Source organism: Klebsiella sp. PK18 (assembly GCF_057784655.1).
Genome location: NZ_CM173493.1, coordinates 3,380,342 through 3,393,694 on the forward strand (window position 1 = coordinate 3,380,342; position 13,353 = coordinate 3,393,694).

16 protein-coding genes are annotated in these 13,353 nt (G+C 55.1%); all 16 read right to left on the minus strand.

Annotation, left to right across the window (positions count from 1 at the left end; all coding sequences use genetic code 11):
• Window position 1: 1 nt before the first annotated feature.
• The 16 genes from AC3EMD_RS16570 to AC3EMD_RS16645 all read right to left on the minus strand — a co-directional run bounded on the left by AC3EMD_RS16570 (window position 2) and on the right by AC3EMD_RS16645 (window position 13,205).
• The gene (locus AC3EMD_RS16570; protein WP_023289191.1) at window positions 2-757 is read right to left on the minus strand and encodes a phage minor tail protein L; all 756 of its coding nucleotides are present in this window, start codon (window positions 755-757) and stop codon (window positions 2-4) included.
• Entirely contained in the window at window positions 754-1,092 is a 339-nt protein-coding gene (locus AC3EMD_RS16575; RefSeq protein ID WP_017898999.1) for a phage tail protein, read from the minus strand. The genes AC3EMD_RS16570 and AC3EMD_RS16575 overlap by 4 nt, the downstream gene beginning before the upstream one ends.
• The gene (locus AC3EMD_RS16580) at window positions 1,092-4,427 is read right to left on the minus strand and encodes a phage tail tape measure protein (protein WP_087499131.1); all 3,336 of its coding nucleotides are present in this window, start codon (window positions 4,425-4,427) and stop codon (window positions 1,092-1,094) included. Before AC3EMD_RS16580 ends, AC3EMD_RS16575 begins: the two co-directional genes overlap by 1 nt.
• 232 nt (window positions 4,428-4,659) lie before the next feature.
• Window positions 4,660-5,025, minus strand: coding sequence for a phage tail protein (locus AC3EMD_RS16585; RefSeq protein ID WP_014228914.1), 366 nt, complete (start codon window positions 5,023-5,025; stop codon window positions 4,660-4,662).
• A 57-nt stretch (window positions 5,026-5,082) separates the two neighbouring features.
• Window positions 5,083-5,544, minus strand: a complete 462-nt coding sequence (locus AC3EMD_RS16590; protein WP_014228913.1) for a major tail shaft subunit — start codon at window positions 5,542-5,544, stop codon at window positions 5,083-5,085.
• A 31-nt stretch (window positions 5,545-5,575) separates the two neighbouring features.
• A complete protein-coding gene (locus tag AC3EMD_RS16595) occupies window positions 5,576-5,968 on the minus strand; it encodes an HK97-gp10 family putative phage morphogenesis protein (RefSeq protein WP_014228912.1) in 393 nt (130 codons plus the stop codon).
• Between the two features lie 5 nt (window positions 5,969-5,973).
• Window positions 5,974-6,363 carry a hypothetical protein gene (locus AC3EMD_RS16600; RefSeq protein ID WP_048263894.1) on the minus strand — a complete coding sequence of 130 codons (390 nt, stop codon included), beginning with the start codon at window positions 6,361-6,363 and terminating at the stop codon, window positions 5,974-5,976.
• Entirely contained in the window at window positions 6,344-6,682 is a 339-nt protein-coding gene (locus AC3EMD_RS16605; RefSeq protein WP_014228910.1) for a phage head completion protein, read from the minus strand. The genes AC3EMD_RS16600 and AC3EMD_RS16605 overlap by 20 nt, the downstream gene beginning before the upstream one ends.
• Window positions 6,679-6,996, minus strand: a complete 318-nt coding sequence (locus tag AC3EMD_RS16610; protein WP_020317538.1) for a head-tail connector protein — start codon at window positions 6,994-6,996, stop codon at window positions 6,679-6,681. The genes AC3EMD_RS16605 and AC3EMD_RS16610 overlap by 4 nt, the downstream gene beginning before the upstream one ends.
• Entirely contained in the window at window positions 6,977-7,237 is a 261-nt protein-coding gene (locus tag AC3EMD_RS16615) for a hypothetical protein (protein ID WP_117112836.1), read from the minus strand. Before AC3EMD_RS16615 ends, AC3EMD_RS16610 begins: the two co-directional genes overlap by 20 nt.
• Before the next feature lie 59 nt (window positions 7,238-7,296).
• Window positions 7,297-8,583 (minus strand): phage major capsid protein, encoded by a 1,287-nt coding sequence (locus AC3EMD_RS16620; RefSeq protein ID WP_094336801.1) that lies wholly within the window; start codon window positions 8,581-8,583, stop codon window positions 7,297-7,299.
• A gap of 77 nt (window positions 8,584-8,660) precedes the next feature.
• Window positions 8,661-9,581, minus strand: coding sequence for a S49 family peptidase (locus AC3EMD_RS16625; protein WP_023317952.1), 921 nt, complete (start codon window positions 9,579-9,581; stop codon window positions 8,661-8,663).
• Between the two features lie 36 nt (window positions 9,582-9,617).
• Window positions 9,618-10,877, minus strand: a complete 1,260-nt coding sequence (locus tag AC3EMD_RS16630; RefSeq protein ID WP_012542166.1) for a phage portal protein — start codon at window positions 10,875-10,877, stop codon at window positions 9,618-9,620.
• Complete coding sequence (locus tag AC3EMD_RS16635; RefSeq protein WP_032418045.1) at window positions 10,877-11,056, minus strand: hypothetical protein; 180 nt, start codon at window positions 11,054-11,056, stop codon at window positions 10,877-10,879. Before AC3EMD_RS16635 ends, AC3EMD_RS16630 begins: the two co-directional genes overlap by 1 nt.
• A complete protein-coding gene (locus AC3EMD_RS16640) occupies window positions 11,050-12,771 on the minus strand; it encodes a terminase large subunit (protein ID WP_012542167.1) in 1,722 nt (573 codons plus the stop codon). Before AC3EMD_RS16640 ends, AC3EMD_RS16635 begins: the two co-directional genes overlap by 7 nt.
• Window positions 12,771-13,205 (minus strand): phage terminase small subunit P27 family, encoded by a 435-nt coding sequence (locus AC3EMD_RS16645; protein WP_012542168.1) that lies wholly within the window; start codon window positions 13,203-13,205, stop codon window positions 12,771-12,773. Before AC3EMD_RS16645 ends, AC3EMD_RS16640 begins: the two co-directional genes overlap by 1 nt.
• Window positions 13,206-13,353: the final 148 nt, after the last annotated feature.

The window sequence follows — 13,353 nt, forward strand, 5'->3', positions numbered from 1 at the left end:
ATCAGCTCCTAATTAATGAGGTGCCGGGGAACCCGCCAAACGGCAGTTCACTATTCTCACCATGACGTAATTTACAGGCCGTGAGCGTGCCGTTGCAGACATCCTGCGACGGGTCATCAACTGGCTGATTGTTCCTGTCAAAATACCGGGTGCCGGCATAGTCGCACCCGTTACCGCTGCGGTACTGATTGCGGATACACCAGGTGCAAATCGCATGCAGCTGGCGAGTCGGGATCATCATCCCCTGCAGGGCAAACGGGCTGGAGAGAGTAAATTCCACCTTCTCATCGTCTTCATAATGCTTTACGTCAATGAAGAAAAGGCGCCGTTTCTCCTGCGTCGGATCAGCTGAGGCATTCCCGTCCGGAAAGTTCTTCGCATCGAGATACTGTTTTTGCGTGTCGTGGATGACAACCCGCGCCAGAGCCAGATCGTCGTAATGAAGACAAAGCGCGGATATCTTCCCGTCGATGTTCCCTACCCGCAGCGTTGGCTGCGCGTCACTGCCCGTGGTGGAGGACTCGATCCCTTCGATTTCACATGGCCAGGCTTTATACTCCCGCCCCTGCCACCAGATGCTTTTCGCCGGCAGCTTATCCAGGTCGCCGCCAGCGGCGAGGATTTCGGCTGCAGTATGGGGAACGTTATAGCCGTGGAAATACAAAACCTCATCCAGGCCAAACGCCTGGCCATCGATCTCCAGGAGACGAACCTCATCGCCTGGCTCTAACTTCTGATAATTCGCGTTAAGGCTCATGGTTTAAATGCCTGAATAAAAGTGGCTGAAAGTGAGTAATTTCCGCCGCCCAGCGGCACCGGTTTGTATTGTTCGCAGCGGTAAAGCCCCACCTCTTCCAGAGGCGGGGTCCACTGAAACGCGCGGGTGCCGGCATGACGGTCGAAGAACTGCTTAATCGGACGGATATAGTCCTCCGTACCGACAAAACTCAGCTCCCAATCCTGTGATCGGGTGTTAATACCATCGCCGGATACCTGCGCATACCCGTCACCGAACTGCGCCTTCCGGACACGAAAGTTAACGGTCTGCTGGGGATTAACCCGCGGACTCCAGGTGAATATCTCAATAGCCATCAACGTTGCCCTTTAACTGCATTCCAGACCATCCCGCCAGGGCGCATATCCTGCGCCATCAGCTCCCTGTATTTTTTCTCCACAAACGAGCCGATCTGCTGGCCAAACTGCTCAAAACCAGACGGCGCCTGCGTTGAGGTGTTTCCGCCTTCAATCGTGATATAGACTTTTGGCCCTTCCGACGCGCCGGCGTTCTGAACACCACCGACAGCGCGTACACCCAGCGAACCATCGCCGGCACGCGTCAGCGGCATGATGGCCTCCGGCCCGGCCTCGCCAAATACGCCGGCCCCTTTTGCGAAAGCGAAGAACTGCGGAGAGTCGTAGACCTGGTTGCTGTATGCGCTCAGCGACGGTGAGTCGTAAACGCCGCCTTTGGCGTTGAACTGGAAGTTACTGGCGGCATTCTGGATCGCCGTCCCCGAGCCTGCGCCCGCAGCGCCCGTGACAACGCTGGTCCCGACGCCCACCACGCCCATAATGGTTTGCATGACGGAACTGGTGACCAGCGCCTGAGCGGCCATATCAACGAGGTTTTTTATGATCGACTGCGTGAGCGAGGAAAACAGGTCAGCCATGTTCTCCTTAAAGCTTCTCGTCCGCGTCAGCATGCTCGTCAGGAAGTTGCTTGAGCGCTCATGGGCCGTTTCAAATAACCCGACGGCCAGGCTCTGGAATTCTCCCTGTGATCGGTATAACTCCAGTGACGTCTGATACTGCGCATCGGCGGATTCTTTCGTCGCCTTCTGCATCAGCATTTCGTACTGTTCTTTGCTGATCGCGCTGCCCTGGTAGTACGCCTGCAGCAATGCCTGCCGCTGCGCAAGCTGATTGCGCAGCGAGACCAGTGGATCAACTTCGCCGGCGATATCCAGTGCCGGCGCAGCGATTTCATCGGCATGCGCCTGCAGCAGCTCTTTCGCAGTATCTCTGGCCAGCGTTATTCGTGCGGCCTGGTACTCTTTTTCATCAAGAAGGCGGGCTTTGAAAAGCTCAGCCAGGTCCCGGCTGGCTTCCTGCTCTTTTCGCAGGGTTTCCTGGGCGGGGGAATACTGCGCGGCCAGATCCAGTCGCTGTTTCTGGTAGTTCTCTGCATTCATTAACAGCGCGCGCTGCAGGTCAGCATCACTGGCGCCATTTTTCTTCGCCGCTTCCTGCAGCTCCCTGTTGCTGTCCTTTTCCTGCAGGTTAATTCTGGCCAGGCTGGATGCATGGGCTTCTTCAATTTGCTGCCGCAGCGTTTTGAACTGGTCGACCTGGGACTTACTGCCTTTCCCCGTGCCGGTACCGCCATCGCCGCCCCAGGGATTTCCATCTCCGGTCTCTTTGGGGGGCGTGCTTAACGCTCCTTTCAGATCGTCCGTAAGGGAGGTTATTTTTCCCGATAAACCCAGCTGAGCCAGTGTTTTTGCATCACTGACACGCTTAATGTTTTCCTCGGTTTTGCGGAGTCCCTCGTTAACGCTATCGAGATCCGCCCGCGCCCGCGTCTGGTCTTTTGTCACCCCTTCCAGCTGGCCGAAGGGGTCAAACCCTTTCAGGCTGTCGATACGACTGTCGGCATCCTGAATCTCTTTTATCAGCTGGTTACGCTGCACGACCTGGTTTTCGTACTTATCCTCCAGGTCGAACTGCTTCACATTTAACTGGTTAAGCGAGAGGCGCATCAGCGCTTCACTGGTTTCCACTACGGCATCTTTTAAATCAATGGCCGATTGCCGGGCTTCTTTTGCTTGTTGATGGAAATACAGTAATGCAGAGCCAGCCAGCGTCGCCGCGCCAACCGGACCACCAACAAAAGCCAGGGCGCCTCTTGCCAGGCCCACCGCAACGGAGGCCGCACGGGCTGATATCGACAATTGCCGGTTTGCCGCCGCCAGTTTCAGTTTCGCCTGGCTGGCCAGATTGGTTTGTTCAGTTTCCTGTCGGATGAGGCGGGTAAACTCATCCTGGTAACTGATATTCATCCCGTACTGTTTAGCCGTCCGCTCCATCTGCCGGTAGTGACCAAACTCAGCGTCGTTCTGTTTCAGGATGGCAGCTGTCGAATCCAGAGTTTTGCGGGCAATATCCGCATCAGCCTGCGCCCGCGCTTTTACCGCCGCCTGGCTTTCCCGCCAGGCCGCGATATTCTCCCGCAGCCCTGCAGTCAGTTTCGTGGATAACACGGGGATCAGGCTGTAAAGCGCCACGCTGGAGACGGTGTTGAAATTGTCTGCCAGGCTGTTCAGTGCCTCCGTAGCAACCTGAATCCCGCTGCGGAGTGGCCCATTACTGCTCTGGCCGATCTTAATGACCATCCCTTCAAACGCACTGCTCAGCCCCAGCAAATCGCCGTTCAGGTTGTTAACCCTGATGGATGCCTGCTCATGCGCCGTTTTGGTACCGGTCAGGGAAGCGGTCAGCTCATCAAGCTTTGAACGGTTCTGGACCAGGATAGACGCCGCATTCAGGTTCTCCACGCCAAACAGTTTTACGGCCTGGGCCGTGGATAGATTTTTCCCGGAAAGAGTGGTCAGCGCCTGGCTGAGACCAACCACGGATGGCTTGAGGCTCTTGTCTGTGCCCTTTTCCAGGTTCAGGATGACGTTACGCAGCGCCGTGCCGGCTTCACCGCCTTTAATTTCACGCTCTGCCAGCACCTGAATCGCGGCATTCAGCTGCTCAAAACCAACGCCGGCCTGTGCGGCTGCAACGCCACCATTTTTAATGGCGGCCGCTGTATCCACAATCTCCGACGACCCGTACTTCGCGCCGGCGGCCAGCACGTTGATATAACGATCCGCTTCCTGCGCGCTCGCCCCGTACTGGTTTAAGGAGAGCGCCAGCGTTCTGGTCGCATCGGGCAGCGTTGTGCCGGCGGCCTGCGCCAGGATAAGCGCGCTGTTCGTAGCCTTCTGCAGTCCATCGGACGTTTTTAAAAGCTCCGGTTTAGCCGACGCCATCAGCTTTAACGCTTCGGCGGCCTGGCTGGCGCTGTACTCTGTCGTGCGCCCCATTTCCTGCGCAGCCAGATCCAGCGCTTTCATTTCAGCTGCAGTCGCACCGGTGATGGCCTGCAGATCTGATAACGCCTGTCCATATTGTCTGGACGTGGTGACGATCGTACCGATGGAAAGGCCGGCTCCTGCCAGCCCCGCCAGCCGGCTGGCCATCCCGGATATCGACAGACCGACCTTCTTATAGGCGTCTTCCGTCTTTTTCGCGTCCGCCTGGGCATTACGGTTAAACCGTCGTGACTGGTTCTCCGCATCGCCATACGCTCCCAGCAGCTGGGATTTAAAACTGGCTGCGTTCAGGTGCAGCCCGACCGCTAAAGATGCGACGTCTGCCATTACATTAATGCCCTCATGACTGCCGCGCATTCATCATCGACCCGGGATGGCGCAGGTGTGGTTTCGGTTGGTGGCGCGTTTTCATCGCCAGGACGGCGGAAAGTGCCCTGTTTCAGGAAGTAGGCTCGCCAGTGGTACAGAGTGTTTGCCGGCAACGCGGCAATTTTGGATGGGTCAGGCTCGCCCCAGCGGTCGGCCAGCCAGAAAATCAGCTCCAGCCAGGGCGAGTCACTCAGTTTTTTTCCGCTTCCTCCAGCTTGCCGATTGCGTGTTGCTTCACTTTTTCCACTGCGGCCAGCAGTTCGGGGTTTTCATGGGCCTTCAGCAGCTCGGCTGCCGTGGGTTTAAACTCATCCGGAATGGCCGTTCCATCCGGCTGAACCAGTGCATCGATGACGATCTGGATGACTTGCTCCGATGCCTCGCGCGCTGCGCCAGCTTTTGCGGTTTCAGCCATTTTCTCTTCGTAGCTGATGAGGTAATCCCCGGTCAGGCGGCGGATGAATACGGTGGCGCCAAACAACTCGGTTTTAATGACGGTTGGCTCCGATTTAAGCAACGCGGATTTCAGCGTGGACAGGTAATCTTTATCTTTCACAGGTAGTCCTTAAAAATAAAAAGCCACCCGAAGGTGGCTGTTTACAGGTTAAGTTAATCAGGCGCCGCCGGAGACAGCGACGGTTCCCCAGGTGATCTTGTTCTGCTTACCCTGAACAGTGATCTGGATGACCTCATTCGCCGGAGCGGCGATTTCATTCATCTGCCAGCCGGACAGCGCCAGGAGCATCGTCGCTGTTCGCTTGTTGGGTAATTCGACGTATAACTGGATGGTCTTGCGGGCCTCTGCTGCATTCAGCAGCGCGGCAAAATCGGTATTGCCCGGATCATCAATGAAGCCCAGCGACTTTTCAGGCCCGTCAGGCAGATCGCTGATGGACTGTTTCTGCTTATCCAGTAACGTGGTGCAGTCGACAAAGCCCCCCGTCTGCCCCATTGCACCCAGCGCTTTACAGTTAATCAGCGGTTTCAGCGCTGACGTGGCAGCGCCAGGCTCCCCGTATTTCACAATGGTGCCCGCCGGCAACATCGCATATTCAGGCGAAGTTTTATCAGCCATGTTTCTCTCTCTTTTTATACGGCAGCGGATGCTACCTGTTTTCAATGCCGTTTCGGATTTCCACGGTTAACACGCGCAAAACGGTCTGGAGGTTGTAATCCAGGGCGGGTCGGATAAAGGGGTCTGCAACCTGTTTAACCGTGCCAAGCTCCTGCGCCAGCGCCTTCATATGGTGTTGCTTGCTGGGGCCAACACGGAGCGTTACAACCGCGTTCCCTTTACCCTTGCGGGTGGAAGAGCGGATTTTGATTGAGTCCCGCATGTGCGGCCCGGCAGACGTTTCGTCAAAGCCGGCATGCTGCTTCATATCTTCCTCGACGACCTTTAGCGCTTCGCGCCCGGCATCCCGCAATACCTTCGTCGCCACTTTTTCGCCCAGGGCCATTAACTGCCGCTCCAGCTCATCCAGCCCTTTAACTTCCATTCGGATCACGAGGAGTCCTCCACGTAGTGAATGATGAAATCTCGGGTCAGGCGATACTGAATGCGACGATTCGTCAGCTGGTTTTTATCCTGATGGATACCGCCTCGCTCCACATACTGAACCGGGATACCCTCCAGCTGGCCATGAACGACTGACTTCAGTTCCGCCCAGATTTTTTTATCCAGCTGCAGCAGTGAGGTGTAATTATCGAGAAGGTACAGGTTCACCTGGATACGGGCAGAGACGATCCCCGTTCGCAGCATTCCCGAGACCATCTCCGGGTCAGAGATACGCTGAAAGGTCGCTCCTTCCTGGACCGTGTCCGGCAGTAAAAGCGGATACGCATTCATGCCGGTGATGCGCTCCAGCGCACCCTTAATCGCCAGCTCTATCATGCCGCCCGTCAGCCTCCCCCGTGATAATGATCCGGTCCGTTTTGCGGTCGATATTCCGGACGGTATAAACCAGATTTTTCGTCGTGATTTTCCAGTCAATATCAACCAGCACACCCGGATAGACCGTAAACAGGCAGGTTTCCACCACCTGCTGCTGATCCAGCGTGCGGACTTTCCGCCCCGATACCAGCTCCCGTTTTGCCCACGCTTTTCCCGATTCAACCTGCTTTTCCGGTAGCGGTTCGCCCAGCGGCCCCCGACCGGACTGAACGTAGCTAATCGCAATGCGACAGTTCATATCACCCGGTTTCAGGCTCATAGCGTATGCTCCTGCAGGGGGAAAAGAAGATGCCTCACCGCAGCGGTTTCCAGCCACTGTCCGGTATGGCCATTCAGATACGCATCGCTGACCAGAAACTGAATGGCCAGCCGGATATCTTCATCCGCGATAAATCCGCGGACGGTCTCCGGGAGTGCCTGCAGCTCTTCATCACTGGTGACCAGCTTGCAGTAATAATCACGCTCGATGCTCCGCTGCGCGGCATTCACCATTTGCGTGAGCATGGCGTCATGCTCCGTGAAGTCCAGTTCCAGGCGTAGCTGGGTTTTCACATCATCCAATGTCAGTATCAAAATCGCTGTCTCCCGGCTTCGGTTTCAGCGCGCGTTCGGCATCCTTCGGCCATACCGCGATACGGCGCTTAACCAGCTCTTCGGCGTGCGATCCTTCAAACCACGCGATATCACCACGGGAATAACGGCTATGCGGACCGAGGAACACAACGGATTTACGTTCAACCTGTGCGACCACGGTCGCATGGTTGTCCTGTACGACCGTTTCTTCCGGCTCCACTGCTTTATTTTTCGCAGCCATAGCATTCTCCTTTAAGGGAAAAGCCCGCATATGCGGGCTTTATTAACAGAGGGGGTGGGTTAGAACAGGACGCCGGTACCCAGCACCAGGCCTTCCGGATGACGGAAGCCGATATCGTGTTCGAGGACGACGCGGATCAGCGACTGGTTACGCGAGAACGCGGAAACTGGGTTACCTTCTGCATCGAGATAGGTGGCTTCTCTGGAGAAATCGACCTTCATGGAACCATCTTCACCGATGACAACATCATTGAAGTCGGCGAAATAAATTTCCGTTTCCTTACCACTTTCGCCCAGGTTAACCGGGATCGCGCTGGTATACTGAATCGGATAGCCCTTGAGCATACCCTGCGCCATTTCCGGGTAGACTTTGTTGCCGTTGCCGTCACGCAGGCCAAACAGCTTCATATAGGTACGGTTCGACATACCCCAGCCGCAACGGATCATCAGGCTGTTGCCATCCATCGCCATCAGAATAATCTTGTCCAGGTACTCATCAACCGTGTTCAGGTTGATCGTGGAACCCGCTTCCCACGGCAGCAGGCGGTTCCACTGCGTCGCACGCGACTTCATACCAATCGGTGTATCGCCGGTACCGTCATCGCGCATAAACGCTTTATCCTCACGAACAGCGATGGCGGTCAGAATATCCTGCAGGACCAGCTGCTCAACGTTAAAACCGGCGCGACCAATCAGCTGGTTCGACATCGGGACCAGGGCGATCATGGTTTTGGCACTCAGTTTTACGTCGTCGAATTTTGATTCAGACGTCTTGGCATCCTTTCCTTCGCCGGTGTAGCTGGCCGTTGCACCGCCAGCCGAGCGCGGTAACGTCAGATTGCCGTTAGGCAGCGGAACGGAGCGGGCACCCAGCTTACGGACAATGGTACGGTCGCTCAGCAGCTCGATGACTTCGTTTTGCATGTTCTCCGGGATGAGCGCCCCACCGGAACCCGCAGCGGTTGAAATGGCCATCGATACGGACTGGTCATTCAGCTCTTCTGAAGCGAATTTTGCCGCGTCCTGCAGATTCCCTGCGCCTGCGGCGACAGACATCACCAGTCGGGTCATGCCAGCACCGGTGTACTGTTTCGGCTCCTGCTTAACAATAATGCCGGGGGCCTGCTGAGTCGCTTTCACGGGCTTTGCGACCAGCGCCGCAGCACGTTCGGCGGCTTCCAGGCGTTCAATTTTGGCGCTGATATCAGTGAACTGCTGCTGCAGGTTCGCAAACTCCGTCATCTGCTCCGCAGTCAGCGTACCGCCGCTGGCGTCAATGGTTGCCAGGGCCTGAACCTGTTCGTTGATACCCGCACGCTGACGACGCAATTCTTCAATATGTGGCATTTTATTTCTCTCTTTTTAGACATAAAAAAAGCAGCCTGCTGGCTGCTTAAGGTGACGCGGTTTATGTTTGCGCCGGGTTACATTTTGGTTTGCAGGTCCATCGCGGCTGCCTGCATCTGAATGGAGGTTTTTTGACGGGGTTGCTGATACTTTGCCGCGATAGCATTGATCGCCGCCTGAGGGTCAGAGACTTCATCCGCCAGGCCGGCAGACACAGCGCCAGGGCCAAAATACAGCCCCGCCTGCGTATCAATGACGGCCTGCTGCTTCAGGCCGCGATATTCGGCCACCGACCCCGTAAACGTCTCGTACATTTCGTCGATCATGCCCTGGAACATACCCAGCGACTCTTCACTCAGTGGTTCATGTTGGGTGCCGTTATTTTTGTTATCTCCCCGGTAAATGGTGGTGAACGTCAGCCCCATTTTTTCTTCCATCTTCGACGTATCGAGGTGCTCCATGATCACACCAATCGACCCCACGCCACTGGTCTGGCTGACGATGATTTTGCTGCAGGCCGATGCGATGAAATACGCGGCGGAATACGCGCTGTAGTTCACAATCGCCGTGATGGGCTTCGTATCGCGAGACTGATAAATGTAATCGGCCAGCTCCTTGCACCCCACCGCTGCGCCGCCGCCGGAGTTAATATCCAGAACGATTTCGCTTGTTGAGGGGTCGTTTAACGCCGCCTGCAACTGCCCGCGAATCCGCTCGTAGCTGGTCAGCTCGGAGCACATCGCCGTAATCTGCCCCCGGCGTGGAACGAGAATGCCGTGAACGGGGATCACCGCCACCCCGCCGGTGGGCTGGACCTGCTCAGCAGCAGGTGATTTACCCGGATTCAATGCCATCTGAATGGCGGCATCTTCGGTGATCCCCTGAATACGGGGGATGAGCACCGCTTTCACGGAGTCCATTGTTTGCCGCGTCACGTAATGCGGCACGCCAAAGACCATATCTGCTAGGTGCGGCAGGTTAATTAATTTCGTTGTCATGTTGTCTTCCAGGTCATCCCGCGCGGCGGGAAATAATCAGGCTCTGGCCAGAAGGGTTTCGATTTCGGCCAGCTGTTTTGCTGTCGGCGATTTATCGCCAGGAAGGATCTTCGCGCTGTCGACCATATTGAGCGGCGTCAGGTATTTATCCCCGCCGGCAATTGGCGGCAGATTCTCCATACGCCGGATATCGTTAGTGGATAGCCATCCCCACTGGCGGCCCAGCGCATAAGATTCATAGCGTGATTTCTGATCGCCTCGCAGCAGCCCGGAAACATTGAACTCGATGTACAAATCGCGGCGTTCGCTGGGCAGAAGCAGATCGCGCTGCAGCGCACCCTCATGGCGTTTCAGCCAGGCCAGCAGCGTATACATCACGAACTGCAGGCCCTGGTGCTCGATGTTGTTGTTGGTTGCTTTCGCCAGCATCTGCACCATATGTGGCGGGATTTTATAGAGCCGGCAGACCTCTTCCACGCCCCACTGCCGCGACTGTAGCAGCTGCGCCTTTTCGTTATCCTGCGACAGTTGTTTGTAGCTCATGCCCTCCTGCAGCAATGCCACAGAGAACATATTGTGAATACCGGAATGGCGCTCGGTCCATTTCGCCAGCAGGCGATCAATAGCATCCTGGCTTTTAATGGTCGCAGCCTCTTTCGGACGCTCTATCACCCCGCTCATCGTTGTCCCGCGCCGGAATGTCGCGGCCGCATGCTCCTCAACCGCCAGATTCAGCCCCAGAACATCGGCGTTCGTCTGAATTGGGGAACTGCCGATATAGCCATCCAGAGAAAAGACCTTCACATGGTGCATCATGCGCATCGGCAGAATTTCGCCGACTTCCGGGAGTTCGTAATACGGCATACCGTCCGGCCCTTTCAGCACAATGACCTTTTTCGGGTTAATGGGGATCAGCTCTTTCGGGTAGCCTTTTCCGTCCCGTTCGATGATCGAGTAGCAATTTCCCTCAAGCCCCAGCAACCCCTGCTGCTGCTCGAAATACTCGAATGAGGTGTCTTTCCTGTTGGGCTGGGAGTGAATCAGGTCATAAACCGGGTGGTCCGTCGCACGCTGGCGCCCGCCATTTTTATCCCGCCGGTAGAGTTCGCACGGCAGCTGCGCGACTGACTCCGCCAGGAGGGTGACACAGGCCCGGACCGCTGAAAGTCCAAGAGCGGTTTCCGGCGTGATTATGATGCCAGTTTTGCTCTGGCTTGAACGAACCCCGCCCAGCATGGCTTCCCAGAAGCTATTACCCGAGTATTGTCGGCCCCTGAACATCTGGGGTAGGAACATTATTTACCTCCGCCATTGCTGATGCCGGAGGAAAAGGCCCGGGTTGTCATATATGACCAGCCCAGACAAATAATCCCTCCTGTTATCAATCCCACTGATGGAGAAATAAGCCAGGCACCTGCGGATAACAATCCAGCACCAGTGAGGCCGACAATAAAACTCAGAACTGAAATTAGCATGCTATATCTTCCTCATCGTATACGGATGTCATCACTGAACTGTTGAGCATGGCGCGCCCCAGCCCCATCATTAAACCAACCGCACCATCTATCTTGTTCTGCCGCCCTTCTTTCCCGGGACGCACAATATCGTCACTTCCGGGAAGGTACTGGCCGACGATATTGGAAATACACCAGTTCATGACAGGGTGTCCGTCATGATGGAATCTCCCCGAGATGAGCGCAGCCTCAATCTCTCTCATAGGATCACTCATATGGGTAAAATTTTGTCTTATCTCGACAGGCTCAAGCCCCTCTTCCTCAAGCATGTGACGTAATGAAGTCGCGCCATAAGGATCAATGGGGCATTGGGCAATTTTTACGGTATTCCGCAGCTTCAGGATCGTTTCAAATATCAGCCTGTAATCAACTTCGCCACCATCGGTCGGGATCAACTTACCCTGCCGGACAAAGGACTGATAACGTTCTGCGGTACTTTTCAGCGCGGTCTCCTGCGAGTAAATGGTTTCTTCTGGTGCCCAGAACAGAGGAGAAACACAGTAAAAATGTGTTATTCCGTCTATTTCACGACGAAAAACTGGAACCACGGCATTGAGGTCAACTTTCGAGGCCAGATCTATACCCAGCCAGCATTCTTCCCCTTCAAAATCTGACAACTTAAGGTTTTTATCGGCTGCATCCATCCATTTTCTCAGGTCGTAATAAGCTGATTTTGCGCTTACCCAGCGATTGAAATGCTTGGTCAGAATCTTGTTTGTCTGCCCGGGCGTCGACATACCCAATAATTGTTTAGCCCGGAGAAAATCTGCTTTTACCGAAATGCCATAGTTGGGGTTTGCCTTGATTAATGCCTCAGGAGTCGTCCAGTCATCATCGTCATCAAGGCCATAAATCAGCCCAAATATGGTTTCATTTTCCTCGCCATTACGGGTTCTCCGCAGGATCTCGACAACCTGAGTACGCTTTTCATAGCAAGGGGATGTAATGTCATAGCCGGCGGTGGTGATGATCAGTGTCATCGGTTGTTCACGAGCCCCCATACCGGTGGTCATGGTAGTGTAAAGCGCATCAGTAGTATGTTCGTGATATTCATCAATGATGGCGCATGATGGCGAATCACCATCCCCCGGGTCACCGATCACAGGCGCAAAAACCGAACCGTCAGGGCGCGTCATTTTTTTTGCCCAAGGTTTTATCGAGAATTTTTGCCGCAATGCCGGCAGCTTTTTCACCATTTGCAGCGCCGGAGAAAATACCTTCCATGCCTGTTTTTCAGTCGTGGCGCCGCAATAGACTTCTGCACCATGCTCGCCATCTGCACAAAACATATAATTTCCTACAGCAGCGGCAATAGCGGATTTCCCGTTCTTCCTGGGCACCTCGATATAGATTTCAGAGAAACGACGCAGGCCTGTCTTCTTGTGTACCCATCCAAACGGTACGCCAAGAGCGAACTTCTGCCAGGCTTCAAATTCAATCCGGAGTTTACGCCGGGCCCATTCCCCTGAGGTATGAGGCATTTTCTGGGCAAAACGAAGAAATCGTTCTGCTTTGTTTTTATCGAAGCGGTAGGGCCAGTGGGGATCCTTTGCTCGTTCGAGGTCGTCCAGATGTCGCTGACAGGCAAGTACCGTTAACTGACACGCCAGAATCTTCCCGCCAACGATATCCCGCGCATACTGGTTCGCCGCATTGACGTTCGGATAGGTAGCCATCAGTCAAACTCATCGAATTCATTCCCGTCATCGTCCGGATCCTTTTGTCCGCTGGTCATGCGAAGACGACTGAGCGGATCTAACCCCAACAGAGAGCCGAGGCGGGCAAGCTGGGAAACCGAGTCATTCCGGACATTAACTGCAGGGTGTTTTTTCAAGCCCCCCATTTCACTTTCTGAGGTCAGTCCGCTGGCCAGCATTTTTTCGGCTTCGAGCATCAGATGAAAAGCATTGCAGTAAGCCAGCAACAAAGGTGCGTCCTCCAGCTCAAACACCCCTCGGTCGATGAGTATTTTGCTTTGCGTCTTCCACATTCTTATTGCCGCCTCCCCCATTAACTCAGCGGGAGGCGCAATACGTGTTAATTTGCTTTTTTGCCCGGTGGGTAAAGTGGGTTTTCGGCCACCACCGGACGATCGAATTCCTCCGGCCATAAACGTTCCTTTGATAGATGAAACCTTCCGGAAAAAAGTTTCTTATTTCTGGCGTGTAAAAATAGACTTCAACGGGCAGTCCCGAAGCGCGAAAGGGGTCAGGGATTTGCTCCCCCCTACCCCTGGCTGCAGCTGCCTCTGTCGAGGT

Coding starts and splice junctions, on each gene's coding strand:
- AC3EMD_RS16570 (WP_023289191.1), bottom strand. CDS start 757: ATGAGCCTTAACGCGAATTATCAGAAGTTAGAGCCAGGCGATGAGGTT.
- AC3EMD_RS16575 (WP_017898999.1), bottom strand. CDS start 1,092: ATGGCTATTGAGATATTCACCTGGAGTCCGCGGGTTAATCCCCAGCAG.
- AC3EMD_RS16580 (WP_087499131.1), bottom strand. CDS start 4,427: ATGGCAGACGTCGCATCTTTAGCGGTCGGGCTGCACCTGAACGCAGCC.
- AC3EMD_RS16590 (WP_014228913.1), bottom strand. CDS start 5,544: ATGGCTGATAAAACTTCGCCTGAATATGCGATGTTGCCGGCGGGCACC.
- AC3EMD_RS16595 (WP_014228912.1), bottom strand. CDS start 5,968: ATGGAAGTTAAAGGGCTGGATGAGCTGGAGCGGCAGTTAATGGCCCTG.
- AC3EMD_RS16600 (WP_048263894.1), bottom strand. CDS start 6,363: ATGATAGAGCTGGCGATTAAGGGTGCGCTGGAGCGCATCACCGGCATG.
- AC3EMD_RS16605 (WP_014228910.1), bottom strand. CDS start 6,682: ATGAGCCTGAAACCGGGTGATATGAACTGTCGCATTGCGATTAGCTAC.
- AC3EMD_RS16615 (WP_117112836.1), bottom strand. CDS start 7,237: ATGGCTGCGAAAAATAAAGCAGTGGAGCCGGAAGAAACGGTCGTACAG.
- AC3EMD_RS16620 (WP_094336801.1), bottom strand. CDS start 8,583: ATGCCACATATTGAAGAATTGCGTCGTCAGCGTGCGGGTATCAACGAA.
- AC3EMD_RS16625 (WP_023317952.1), bottom strand. CDS start 9,581: ATGACAACGAAATTAATTAACCTGCCGCACCTAGCAGATATGGTCTTT.
- AC3EMD_RS16630 (WP_012542166.1), bottom strand. CDS start 10,877: ATGTTCCTACCCCAGATGTTCAGGGGCCGACAATACTCGGGTAATAGC.
- AC3EMD_RS16635 (WP_032418045.1), bottom strand. CDS start 11,056: ATGCTAATTTCAGTTCTGAGTTTTATTGTCGGCCTCACTGGTGCTGGA.
- AC3EMD_RS16640 (WP_012542167.1), bottom strand. CDS start 12,771: ATGGCTACCTATCCGAACGTCAATGCGGCGAACCAGTATGCGCGGGAT.
- AC3EMD_RS16645 (WP_012542168.1), bottom strand. CDS start 13,205: ATGGCCGGAGGAATTCGATCGTCCGGTGGTGGCCGAAAACCCACTTTA.